Below are 11,849 nucleotides of genomic sequence, written 5' to 3'. Positions count from 1 at the left end.
ACCTTGCGCGTACTGCTGACCGGACATCAGGGCTACCTGGGCACCGTGATGGCCCCGGTCCTCGCGGCCGCGGGACACGAGGTCACCGGCCTCGACTCCGGCCTGTTCGCCGACTGCGTCCTCGGCCCGCGGCCCGCCGACCCGACGGGGCACCGGGTGGACCTGCGGGACGTCACGGCCGACCACGTGGCCGGATTCGACGCGGTGATCCATCTGGCCGCGCTCTCCAACGACCCGCTGGGCTCGCTGGCGCCCGAACTCACCTACGACATCAACCACCACGCGTCCGTGCGGCTGGCCCGGCTGGCCCGCGAGGCCGGGGTGCGGCGCTTCCTGTACGCGTCCACCTGCTCGGTCTACGGCGCCGCGGGCGGCGGTGAACTGGTCGGCGAGGACGCCCCGTTGCGCCCGGTGACCCCGTACGCGGAGTCCAAGGTGCGGGTGGAGGACGACCTGCACGCGCTGGCCGACGACGACTTCAGCCCGGTGTACATGCGCAACGCCACCGCCTTCGGCTTCTCGCCCCGGCTGCGCGCCGACATCGTCCTGAACAACCTGGTTGGCCACGCGCTGCTCACCGGCGAGGTGCTGGTGCTCTCCGACGGCACGCCGTGGCGCCCGCTGGTGCACGCCGCGGACATCGCGCGGGCCTTCACCGCCGCGCTGGGCGCGCCCCGGGAGGCGGTGCACGACCGGGCGTTCAACATCGGCAGCGAGATCAACAACGTCACGGTCGCGGAGATCGCCGAGCAGGTCGCCGCTTCGGTGTCCGGCTCGAAGGTGGTCATCACCGGCGAGAACGGCGCCGATCCGCGCTCCTACCGGGTGGACTTCTCCCGGTTCCGCGCCGCGGTGCCCGGCTTCGACTGCACGTGGACGGTGCAGCAGGGCGCGCGCGAACTGGCCGATGCCTACCGCGAACACGGCCTGACCCAGGAGGACTTCGAGCAGCGCTTCACCCGTCTCGCCGTGCTGCGCGCGGCCTCCGGTGCGGGCACCGTCGACGACACCCTGCGGCGGCGCCCGTGACGGCGGTCGGCGAGGAGATGCACGCACTGGTGGAGCGGCTGTACCCGCTCTGCCGGAGCATCACCGGCGACGGTGTGCGCGCCACCCTGCGCATCGTCGACGAGTATCTTCCGCTGGAGATGCACGAGGTGCCGACCGGGACGCAGGTCCTCGACTGGACGGTGCCGCAGGAGTGGAACATCCGGGACGCGTACGTCGCCGACGCCTCCGGCCGCCGGGTCGTCGACTTCGCCGCGTCCAGCCTGCACGTGCTCGGCTACAGCGTGCCGGTGTCGGCGACGATGCCGCTCGCCGAGCTGCGGAGCCATCTGCACACATTGCCGGACCACCCCAAATGGGTTCCGTACCGCACGAGTTACTACCAGCCGCAGTGGGGGTTCTGTCTGGCCCAGGAGACCCTGGACGCCCTGCCGGACGGCGACTACGAGGTGCGCGTCGACTCCACGCTCGCCGACGGTCATCTGACCTACGCCGAGCACGTGATCCCCGGACAGGTGCCGGACGAGGTGATCGTCTCCTGCCACGTCTGCCACCCGTCGCTGGCCAACGACAATCTGGCCGGCATCGCGGTGGCGACCTATCTGGCCCGCTCGCTGGCCGGGACCACGCCGTACTACACCTACCGGTTCATCTTCGCGCCGGGCACCATCGGCGCCATCACCTGGCTGGCCCGCAACGCGGAGCGGATCGACCGGGTCAAGCACGGGCTCGTGCTCGCCTGCGCCGGTGACGCGGGCCAGTTGACGTACAAGCAGAGCAGGCGCGGCGACGCGGAGATCGACCGGGTGCTGCGGCATGTGCTCGCCGCGACCGAACGCCCGCACCAGGTCAGGGAGTTCACCCCGTACGGCTACGACGAGCGGCAGTTCTGCTCGCCCGGGTTCGACCTCGGGGTGGGCTCGCTCAGCCGGACGCCGTACGCGAGCTATCCGGAGTACCACACGTCGGCGGACAACCCGGACTTCGTCTCCGCGGAGGCGATGGCGGACACCCTCGACGTCTGCCGTACGGCGTTCGGCGTCCTCGACCGCAACCGGCGCTACGTCAACCTCAGCCCCTACGGCGAACCGCAACTGGGGCGGCGGGGGTTGTACGAATCCCTCGGTGGCCGCAGCGACGCCAAGGAGGCGCAGATGGCGATGCTCTGGGTGCTCAGCCTCTCCGACGGCGAGCACGGTCTGCTGGACGTCGCCGCACGGTCGGGGCTCGCGTTCGACACCGTCGCCGCGGCGGCCGACGCCCTGCACGGCGCCGGACTGATCAAGGCATGACGCCGATGGCCACCGAGGGGGAGAACACGACGACGCCGCAGGCCCCGATGCGGAGCACGGCGCGGACAGCCAAGCGGGCCATGTTCGGCCGGCTCTCCTGGGGCCTCGCCGACCAGGCGGCCTCCAGCATCTCCAACTTCGTGGTGGGCATCTACGTGGCCCGCTCGCTGGGGCTTGCCGCGTTCGGCGTGTTCAGTCTCGCCTGGGTGACCTACGGCGTGGTGCTCAGCGTCTCCCGCGGGCTCGCCACCGACCCGCTCGTGGTGCGTTTCAGCGGTGTGCCGGACTCCGCCTGGCGCACCGCGGTGGCCCGCTCGTCGGGCACCGCGCTCGGTGTCGGCGCCGCCGTCGGCGCGGTGTGCCTGGTGGTCGGTCTGGGGGTCGGCGGCCGCGTGGGGCCCGCGTTCGCCGGCCTCGGCGTCGTGCTGCCGGGGCTGCTGATGCAGGATGCCTGGCGGTACTCGTTCTTCGCGGCGGGCGCCGGGCGCAAGGCGTTCGTCAACGACCTGGTGTGGGGCATCGCGCTCGTCCCCGCCCTGGTGGTGGCCGCCCGGGTGGGCGGCGTGGCCGCGTTCGTCCTCGCCTGGGGCGCGTCGGCCGCCGTCGCCGCGGTGTACGGGTGTCTGCAGTCCGGTATCCGGCCGCGGCTCACCGGGGCGCGCGCGTGGCTCCGCGACCACCACGACCTCGGGCTGCGGTACCTGGTCGAGAACGTCAGCACCAGCGGCGCGGCCCAGCTGCGGGCGTACGGGCTCGGTGCGATCGTCGGCGTCAGCGCGGTGGGCGTGGTCCGCGGCGCCGAACTGCTGCTCGGCCCGTTCATGGCCGTGCTGATGGGCCTGTCGCTGGTCACCGTGGCGGAGGCGGCGCGGGTGCTGCGCAGGGCCCCGCACCGCCTCGGCACCTTCTGTTTCCTGCTGGGCGGCGCGCAGGCGGTGGCCGCGCTGCTCTGGGGCGCGGCGCTGCTCCTGATGCCGGACCGGCTCGGCGAGCTCACCCTCGGCGACGTCTGGGGCGCCGCCTCCGAGCTCATCGTGCCGGCCACGCTCGGGGTCGCGGGCGCAGGGCTCGGCACCGGCGCCGCGGCCGGCCTGCGCGCCCTCGGCCTGGCCCGGCGCAGTCTGCGCAGCCAGCTGTTCGCCTCCGCCTGCTATGTCGCCGGCGGGCTCGGCGGCGCGGTCGTGGCCGGCACGGTCGGCTCGGCCTGGGGCGTCGCCGCCGCGACCGTCTGCGGTTCCGCCGTGTGGTGGCTGCAGCTGCGCGCCGCGCTGCGCGAGCACCACCAGAACTCCATTACCGAAGTGAGGACGTCATGACCGCGCATCCCCGGCTGAGCATCGGCCTGCCCGTGTACGACGGCGAGGAGTACCTCGCCGAGGCGCTCGACGCCCTGCTCGGCCAGACCTACGAGGACTTCGAGCTGGTCATCTCGGACAACGCCTCGACCGACGGCACCCAGGACATCTGCCGCGAGTACGCCGCGAAGGACCCGCGCATCCGCTACCTGCGGCTGCCGCGGAACATCGGCGCCGCGCCCAACCACAACTACGTGTTCACGCAGTGCCGCGGCGAGCTCTTCAAGTGGGCCTCGCACGACGACCTGTACGCGCGCGACCTGCTGAAGCGCTGCGTGGAGGCGTTGGACGAGCGGCCGGAGGTGATCCTCGCGCACAGCGGCCAGGCGGTCATCGACGGCGACGGCACGGTGAAGGTCCCCTACGCGTACGGGCTCGCCACCGACTCGCCGCGCGCCCCGGAGCGCTTTCGCAGCCTGCTCTTCGAGCCGGGCGGCGACGACTTCTACGGGGTGATGCGGGCCGACGTGCTGCGCCGGGTGAAGCCGCACGACAGCTACCACCACGCCGACCGCACGTTCGTCGCCGAGATCACCCTGCACGGGCCCTTTTACCAGGTGCCGGAGCTGCTGTACTTCCGCCGCGACCACCCCACCCGCGCCGAGCGCGCGAACCCCTCGCTGCGCTCCCGCTGCGTCAACCTGGACCCGCGCCGCGCGGGCCGGCTGCACCCGACGCCCCGGCTGCTCGCCGAGTACGTCCTGGGGTTCACCTCGGCGATCCAGCGGGCGCCGCTGTCCGCCGCGGACCGGCGCGCGTGCCACCGCCACGTGGCCGCGTGGCTGGCGAGCCGGGCCCGCCCCGGCGCCGGCGAGCGGGTGGAGGACCGCGCCCCCGTCGACCCGGGCGCGCACACCGTCTCCGTGGACGAGGTCGTCGCGGGCCGCGAGGGGCGCGCCGGCCGTGAGGGGCGTCAGGGATGACGACGTCGGCCGGCCAACCCCCCGTGCGCGTCGGGGTGTTCGGGCTGCTCGGTTCCGGCAACCTCGGCAACGACGGGTCGCTCGAAGCCGTGCTCGGTCATCTGCGCACCGCACACCCGGGGGCCGCCGTGGACGCGCTGTGCGGCGGACCCGATGCGATCACGGCGCGGTACGGGATCCCCGCGACGCGGCTGCACTGGTACCGCGGCGAGTATCGGACCGCGTCCCGCGCGGGCGCCGTCGCGGGCAAGGGGTTCGGCAAGCTCGTCGACGCGTTCCGCACCGCCGCGTGGGTGCGCCGCCACGACGTGGTGATCGTGCCGGGCATGGGCGTCCTGGAAGCCACGCTGCCGCTGCGGCCCTGGGGCTTCCCGTACGCGCTGTTCCTGCTCTGCGCGAGCGGCCGGCTGCTCGGCACCCGGGTCGCGCTGGTCGGCGTGGGCGCGGACACGATCCGCAACCGGTCGACCCGCACCCTGGTCCGCTGGTCGGCGCGGCTCGCGGCGTACCGCTCGTACCGTGACGACCTGTCCCGCGACGCGATGCGGGCGATGGGCGTGGACACCGGGCGCGACCGTGTCTACCCGGACCTCGCGTTCGCCCTGCCGACGGCGGAGGCGAGCGCGCCATCGGATGTTCCCGGTCTGGTCTGTGTCGGCGTGATGGCCTTCCACGGCAGTGACGCCGACCGCGACCGCGCCGAGGAGATCCACCGGCGCTATCTCGACGGGGTCACCGCGTTCGTCCGCGCGCTGGTCGAGGAGGGCCGGCCGGTCCGGCTGCTCACCGGCGACGACGTCGACGGGGCGGTGGTGGCCGCGATCCTCGACGCGGTCGGCTCGCCGCTGGTCACCGCGGCCGACGCGGCCTCGCTCGACGATCTGATGCGGGAGACGGCGGCGGCCGACGCCGTGGTGGCGACCCGGTACCACAACCTGGTCTGCGCCCTGAAGTCCAACGCCCCTACGCTCGCCCTCAGTTACGCGGCGAAGAGCGACGCGCTGATGGACCGGATGGGCCTCGGCGCGTACTGCCACCCGGCCCGCGAGGTCGACGCCGGCCGGCTGTTGGAGCAGTTCCGCGAACTGGAGAAGCGGGCGGCCGGGCTGCGCCGGACCCTCGCCGAGCGCAACCGGACCGCTACCGCGCAACTCGCCGACCAGTGGGCCGAGTTGACCGCCGTTCTGTTCCCCACGAAGACGAAGACCACGTCGAAGTCGAAGACCGAACACGCCGGGTCCCGTCCCCGGCAGGAGGCACCATGAAAGTGACCGAAGTCCCGGCGATCGCCGGCGCGTACCAGTTCGAGCCGGAGCGGCACGCCGACGAACGCGGCTTCTTCTGCCGGACGTTCGACGCCGACGTGATCCGCTCGGTGGGGCTCGACCCGGCCGCCTTCGTCCAGGACAGCGTGTCCCGTTCGGTCCGGGGCGTGCTGCGCGGCCTGCACCTGCGCTCCGGCGCGGGCGAGGCCAAGCTGGTGCGGTGCTCGTACGGGCGGATCTTCGACGTCGCCGTGGATCTGCGGAAGGACTCGCCGACCTATCTGGGCCGGGCCTTCTTCGACCTGTCCGGCGAGACGCAGACGACGGTGTACATCCCGGCGGGGTGCGCGCACGGCTTCCAGGTCCTGACGGACACCGCGGACACCTCGTACAAGATCGACCGGCCGCACGACCCGAGCGAGGACGTGACGATCGCGTTCGACGACCCGGAGCTCGCCATTCCGTGGCCGCTGCCGGTGACGTCGGTGTCCGCGCGGGACCGGGCGGCGCCGGGCCTCGCCGAGGTCCTGAAGCAGAGGGAGGGGTGACGTGGACGGGAAAACGGTCGTGGACGTGGACACCGAGAACACCGCAGGCGCCGGGGAGTTGCGGCTCCCCAAGTCGCAGGCGCTGAACGAGCGGCTGCACGCGCTGGTCCCGGGCGGCGCGCACACCTACGCCAAGGGCGACGACCAGTATCCCGAGCACCTCGCGCCGGTCATCAGCCACGGCCGCGGCGCCCACGTGTGGGACGTCGACGGCAACCGCTACATCGAGTACGGGTCGGGCCTTCGGTCGGTCAGCCTCGGCCACGCCCACCCGCGGGTCGTCGAGGCGGTGCGGCGGGAGCTCGACCGGGGCAGCAACTTCGTGCGGCCCTCCGTCGTGGAGGTCGAGGCCGCCGAGCGCTTCCTGGCGACCGTGCCGACCGCCGAGATGGTGAAGTTCGCGAAGAACGGCTCCGACGCCACCACCGCCGCGGTACGGCTGGCCCGCGCCGCCACCGGGCGGGCGCGGGTGGCCCTCTGCGGCGATCACCCGTTCTTCTCCGTCGACGACTGGTTCATCGGGACGACGCCGATGTCCGCGGGCGTCCCGGCGGCGACGGACGAGCTCACCGTGACGTTCCCGTACGGGGATCTGGCCGCCACGGAGGAGCTGCTCACCCGGTACCGGGACGAGGTGGCCTGCCTGATCCTGGAGCCCGCCACCCACACCGAGCCTCCCCCGGGCTACCTCGCGGGCCTGCGCGAACTCGCCGACCGGCACGGCTGCGTGCTGATCTTCGACGAGATGATCACCGGCTTCCGCTGGTCGGAGGCGGGCGCCCAGGGGCTGTACGGCGTGGTGCCGGACCTCTCGACGTTCGGCAAGGCGCTGGGCAACGGCTGTGCGGTCTCCGCGCTCGCCGGGCGTAGGGAGCTGATGGAGCGGGGCGGCTTCCGGCACTCCGGCGAGCGGGTGTTCCTGCTGTCCACGACGCACGGGGCGGAGACGCACTCGCTGGCGGCGGCGATGGCCGTGCAGGCCGTCTACGTCGAGGAGGGCGTCACGGCGCGCCTGCACGCCCTCGGCGACCGCCTGGCGGCCGGGGTCCGCGAGGCGGCGGCGGGGATGGGCGTCGCCGACCACGTCGTGGTCAGGGGCCGGGCCAGCAACCTGGTCTTCGCCACGCTGGACGCGGAGGGCCGCCCGTCGCAGGAGTACCGCACCCTGTTCCTGCGCCGGCTCCTCGAAGGCGGGGTCCTGGCCCCGTCGTTCGTGGTGAGCAGCGCGCTGACCGAGGCGGACATCGACCACACGGTGGAGACGGTGGCCCAGGCGTGCGCGCTGTACCGCAAGGCACTGGACACGAACGACCCCACCCCATGGCTGGGGGGCCGCCCGGTGCGGCCGGTGTTCCGCCGGGTGGGGTGAGACGGTACGCGACCTGGCCGAAAGGCACCGGACGCGGGCGCCCCCCCTTGGCTGGGAGCCGCCCGGTGCGGCTGACGTTCCGACGGGTGGGGTGAGGCCGTACGCCGCCTGAGCCCCGGTCCCGGCCCGGCGGGGCCGGGGGGCCGGGGCCGGCGAGGCCGGGGAGGCCGGGGGCCGGCGAGGTCAGCGAGACCCGGCGGGACGGGCAAAGCCCGACCAGGCAGGAGAAGCCCGGTGGGACGGGCGGGGCCAGCGGGCAGGCGGGGCAGACCAGGCGGGCGAAGTCCGGCGAGGCAGGGTGGGGCTGGCGAGGCAGGACGCGCTGGCGGGCTGGCGGGCTGGCGGGCTGGCGGGCTGGCGGGCTGGCGGGCTGGCGGGCTGGCGGGCTGGCGGGCTGGCGGGCTGGCGGGGCAGTATCGCCCGAGCTGCGCCGCACCCGAGCCTGACGCAACGTCAGGCGTGCTGCCCCTGGCGGGAGTCCGTCGTCCGGGGCGTCATCCGGTCGGCCACCCCGTCGGCCAGCCACGCCACCGCCGGTACCAGCGCTAGCGCGACGCACCAGCCGCCGAGGACGTCCGTCGGGTAATGCGCTCCCAGCGCGACCTGCGCCCAGCCCATCGCGGCGCCCGCCACCAGCGCCGTGGCGAGCACGAGCAGCAGCCCGGCGCCCCTGCCGAGGCCGAGTCGGCCGGCCGCGAGCAGCGCCGCCGCGACGGCGAGTGCCGTGAAGAAGGCCGTGTGGCCGCTCGGGTAGGACAGGTTGCCCGCGCCGTGAATGGTGCGCCCCACCACGTGCTTGAGCAGCGTCGCCGCGCCCACGGCCAGGGCGGCGGAGGCCACCACGAGCACCGCCCCGCGCGGCCGCCGCCACAGCAGGCAGCCCGCGACGGCCGCCACCATCAGCAGCGCCGCGCCCGCGGGCTCCCCCAGGAAGTCCGTGGCCAGAGCGATGCCGCGCCACGGCGACCGCACGCTGTCCGCCGTCGGGTCGACGAACCACCGGTCCACCCGGCCGGGCTCGCCGTGCCCCGCGTACAAGGCCCCGATCGCGCCGACCACGAGCGTGGCGAGGAGCGCGATCAGACCGAGCGGGCCGCGCAGCGAAGGGGGCAGGGCGGGGGCCGGCGCCGTCATCTCAGGCGCACTTGAGGGCCGTTCGGTCCGCTTTCGGTCGTGTCCCGTCAGTTTCCCGGCTCCCGCCTGGCCTCGCGCATCGGCAATCGGTCTCTTCCCGTCACCCTAACCAACAATGCGGCACGGCAAGTGGCCGTCCCGCACAGGGAGTCAGCTCTGTCGGCCACCGGGCGCCGCGGGTGAACCCGGCGCGGCGTGCAGGCCTCCGTGCAGATGGACCAGGCCTCCGCCCGGCGCACCGATCCGTACGTGCTCCACGACGCACACGATCAACTCGTGGTCGCCCAGCGTCAGTTGACGGTGGCGGGCGCCGACCAGCCAGGCCGCGCAGTCGTCGAGCAGCGGCACCCCGTGCGGGCCGGTGTGCCAGCGGGTGGGCGGGGCGAACCGGTCGACGCCGCGCGCCGCGAACCGCTCGGCCACCTCCCGTTGCCCCGCACCCAGCAACTGGATCCCGAACCGCCGGCAACCCTTGATCCTGGCCCACGTCGAGGACGTCTCGGCGAGCGCGAAGGAGACCAGCGCCGGTTCCGCGCTCACCGAAGTGAACGACGTGATCGTCACCCCGGCGGGACCGTCGGGCGTGGCCGCGGTGAGCACCGCGACGCCCGAGGCGTGCCCCCGCAGCGCGGCGCGCAGCTCACCCGCTCCCACCGTGGGCGGCGCCGTGGTCACGAGCGCGCCGCCGGGGGCGTCGCGCCGATCAGCCGCTCGGGCCGGGGGGCCACCGCCGTGATGGAGCGGGGTGCGCCGGGCGCCGCGCCCGGCCGGGTCGTGATGGTGATCCGGGCGGCCAGTTCATGGGCCGCGTCGCGCGCCTCGTCGGCCGAGTCGCCCCGGACGATGAGCAGCCCGGACCGGTCGTACGACCAGGCGATGGGGTCGACCGTGTCACCGGGGGCGACGGAGAGCTGCAGGGAGACCACCCGCGGGTCGGCGCGCACCTCCTCGGCGCCGGTGACGGACTCGACGACGCCCGGCTCGGCGGTGAGGAACCGGATCGCGCCGCCGCCCCTGGCCGGGCCCGGCGTGCGGGGCCCGGTGCGGCCCGCGTACCAGAGGAAGCCCAGCGCGTCGATGTCGGTGCCGTACACCTCGTGGGCCAGGTCGGTGATCCGGTCGCCGCCGCGCCGGTTGTGCGACTCGACCAGGCGGGGCCCTTCGGCGGTGAGGATCACCTCGGTGTGCGAGGGGCCGTCCGTGACCCCGACGGCATCCAGCATCCTGCCCACCAGCGAGCCGATGCGGGCCACGTCCACCGCGTCGAGGCCCGCCGGCTGTACGTGCCCGACCTCGACGAACGAGTCGAGCTTCTCCTTGGCGGTGTACGCGACGACCACGTGCTCACCCGCGAAGCTGAACGCCTCGACGCTGAACTCCGGGCCGCGCAGATACTGCTCCATCACGAACGTGTGCAGCCCGAACTCCGCCGCCCAGGACGCCACTTCGGCCACCGCTTCGGGCCCCGGCACCAGCCGCACGCCCAGGCTGCCGGAGCCGTACCGGGGCTTGATCACCGCGGCCCCGTGCGCGTCGACGAAGGCGCGGATGTCGGCCTCGTCGTGGCCGAGGCGTGCGGCGACGCCCTCGATGCCGCGCTCGGCGAGCAGCTCCCGGAAGGCCAGCTTGTCCTGCAGCAGGCGGACGGTTTCGAGGCCGGTGCCCGGCAGGCCGAGCGCCGTCGTCGCGGCCGCCGCCGACTCCAGGCCGTCCTCGATGATCGAGACGACCCGGACCAGCGGCCGGTGCCGGTGCACGGCGGCGAGGAGGTCGGCGACGGCCTGCGGGTCGCGGTAGTCGGTGAGATGCGCCTCGGCCACCAACGCAAGGCCCGCGGGGTCGAGTTCGTGCGGTCCGTGCAGCCAGACGACGTCGAACCCGGCCGCGCGGGCCTTCTCCAGGGCGGCGACCTGCCCGCCGATCACCGCGATCCGGGGCGCGGCCTCGTGCCGGTGGTCGTCGCTCTCGTGCCCGCGGTTGTCGCTCTCGTACTCGTGCTTGTTGCTCTCGTCTTCGTGCGTCATGCGCGCAGCTCCCGTCCCGATGCGTTCTCCAGCCAGCGCACGACCTCGACGTTGTCGGCGCCCGCCGGCAGCTCGTCGTGCGCCTTCTCCCACAGCTCCTGGCAGGCGTGGCCGAAGGCGGCGGGGCCGCCCGCGGAGTCGAGCAGCGACGTGCCGATGCGGATGTCCTTGAGCATCAGCCGCAGCGCGAACCCCGAGTCGAAGGTGCCGGTCAGCACATGGTCGGGCAGCTTGGTCTGCGAGGCGTGGTTGCGCCCGGTCGACGCGTTGATCACCTCCAGCATCGCCGCGGGTTCGAGCCCGAACGCCCGCCCGGCGAGCATGACTTCGGTGACGGCTGCCAGATTGACCGCGGAGAGCAGGTTGTTGAGCGCCTTCAGGGCGTGGCCCGCGCCCGCGGGGCCCACCCGGTGGACCCGGCCGAGCGCGCCGAGCACCTGTTCCGCCCGTACGACGTCCTCGGCTCCGCCCGCGGCCATCAGCGTCAGCTCGCCCGCGCGCGCGGCGGCCGGTGAGCCGGAGACCGGCGCGTCCACCACGGACACCCCGTACGCGGCGGCCGCGCGCCCGAGGGCGAGGGTGTCCCCGGGCGCCGATGAGCCCGTGTCGACGATCAGCGAGCCGGCGTCGAGGTGCGGGAGCAGCTCGTCGGCCACCTGCCGGACCGCCGCGCCGTCGGGCAGCATGGTGACCACCACCGGCGCGGCCAGCTCCGCGACGCCCCGCGCCGCGCGCACGCCCGGGTGTTCCCCGCCCGCCGCGGCGACGCCCGGATCGGCGTCGTACGCGACCACGTCGAACCCGCGCTCCGCGAGGCGGCGGCACATCCCGCCGCCCATGGACCCCAGTCCCGCGAACCCCACTCTCATCGAACCGTTCCTTTCTCGGTGCGTGAGCTCATCTCGGTACGTGAACTCATCGCGGTACGTGT

11 protein-coding genes are annotated in these 11,849 nt (G+C 74.1%); 7 read left to right on the top strand and 4 right to left on the bottom strand.

Annotated features, from left to right (window positions below; genetic code table 11):
- Window positions 1-3: 3 nt before the first annotated feature.
- The 7 genes from ACZ6CV_RS20510 to ACZ6CV_RS20480 are packed head-to-tail and all read left to right on the top strand — an operon-like array spanning window position 4 to window position 7,760.
- Window positions 4-1,029 (top strand): NAD-dependent epimerase/dehydratase family protein, encoded by a 1,026-nt coding sequence (locus tag ACZ6CV_RS20510; protein WP_469252170.1) that lies wholly within the window; start codon window positions 4-6, stop codon window positions 1,027-1,029.
- Between the two features lie 17 nt (window positions 1,030-1,046).
- Window positions 1,047-2,300 carry a DUF4910 domain-containing protein gene (locus ACZ6CV_RS20505; protein WP_469252457.1) on the top strand — a complete coding sequence of 418 codons (1,254 nt, stop codon included), beginning with the start codon at window positions 1,047-1,049 and terminating at the stop codon, window positions 2,298-2,300.
- Window positions 2,297-3,616, top strand: coding sequence for a hypothetical protein (locus tag ACZ6CV_RS20500; protein WP_469252169.1), 1,320 nt, complete (start codon window positions 2,297-2,299; stop codon window positions 3,614-3,616). The genes ACZ6CV_RS20505 and ACZ6CV_RS20500 overlap by 4 nt, the downstream gene beginning before the upstream one ends.
- Window positions 3,613-4,578 carry a glycosyltransferase family 2 protein gene (locus tag ACZ6CV_RS20495; RefSeq protein ID WP_362375713.1) on the top strand — a complete coding sequence of 322 codons (966 nt, stop codon included), beginning with the start codon at window positions 3,613-3,615 and terminating at the stop codon, window positions 4,576-4,578. Before ACZ6CV_RS20500 ends, ACZ6CV_RS20495 begins: the two co-directional genes overlap by 4 nt.
- The gene (locus ACZ6CV_RS20490) at window positions 4,575-5,843 is read left to right on the top strand and encodes a polysaccharide pyruvyl transferase family protein (RefSeq protein ID WP_469252168.1); all 1,269 of its coding nucleotides are present in this window, start codon (window positions 4,575-4,577) and stop codon (window positions 5,841-5,843) included. Before ACZ6CV_RS20495 ends, ACZ6CV_RS20490 begins: the two co-directional genes overlap by 4 nt.
- Window positions 5,840-6,391: a dTDP-4-dehydrorhamnose 3,5-epimerase gene (gene rfbC, locus ACZ6CV_RS20485; protein WP_469252167.1), complete on the top strand. Its 552-nt coding sequence runs from the start codon at window positions 5,840-5,842 to the stop codon at window positions 6,389-6,391. Before ACZ6CV_RS20490 ends, rfbC begins: the two co-directional genes overlap by 4 nt.
- A 25-nt stretch (window positions 6,392-6,416) precedes the next feature.
- The gene (locus ACZ6CV_RS20480; protein WP_469252456.1) at window positions 6,417-7,760 is read left to right on the top strand and encodes a glutamate-1-semialdehyde 2,1-aminomutase; all 1,344 of its coding nucleotides are present in this window, start codon (window positions 6,417-6,419) and stop codon (window positions 7,758-7,760) included.
- Between the two features lie 453 nt (window positions 7,761-8,213).
- Here the strand turns inward: ACZ6CV_RS20480 and ACZ6CV_RS20475 are convergent, their stop codons facing one another.
- The 4 genes from ACZ6CV_RS20475 to ACZ6CV_RS20460 form a co-directional block, all read right to left on the bottom strand.
- Window positions 8,214-8,894 (bottom strand): phosphatase PAP2 family protein, encoded by a 681-nt coding sequence (locus tag ACZ6CV_RS20475; RefSeq protein WP_469252166.1) that lies wholly within the window; start codon window positions 8,892-8,894, stop codon window positions 8,214-8,216.
- 150 nt (window positions 8,895-9,044) lie between these two features.
- A complete protein-coding gene (locus ACZ6CV_RS20470) occupies window positions 9,045-9,569 on the bottom strand; it encodes a flavin reductase family protein (RefSeq protein WP_469252165.1) in 525 nt (174 codons plus the stop codon).
- The gene (locus ACZ6CV_RS20465) at window positions 9,566-10,918 is read right to left on the bottom strand and encodes an ATP-grasp domain-containing protein (RefSeq protein WP_469252163.1); all 1,353 of its coding nucleotides are present in this window, start codon (window positions 10,916-10,918) and stop codon (window positions 9,566-9,568) included. The genes ACZ6CV_RS20470 and ACZ6CV_RS20465 overlap by 4 nt, the downstream gene beginning before the upstream one ends.
- Window positions 10,915-11,787 (bottom strand): NAD(P)-dependent oxidoreductase, encoded by an 873-nt coding sequence (locus ACZ6CV_RS20460; RefSeq protein ID WP_469252162.1) that lies wholly within the window; start codon window positions 11,785-11,787, stop codon window positions 10,915-10,917. Before ACZ6CV_RS20460 ends, ACZ6CV_RS20465 begins: the two co-directional genes overlap by 4 nt.
- Between the last annotated feature and the right edge of the window lie 62 nt (window positions 11,788-11,849).

It is taken from the genome of Streptomyces sp. NPDC041713, assembly GCF_055591085.1.
The sequence above is the reverse complement of the archived record's forward strand: the minus strand, read 5'-3'. Positions and strand labels throughout refer to the sequence as shown.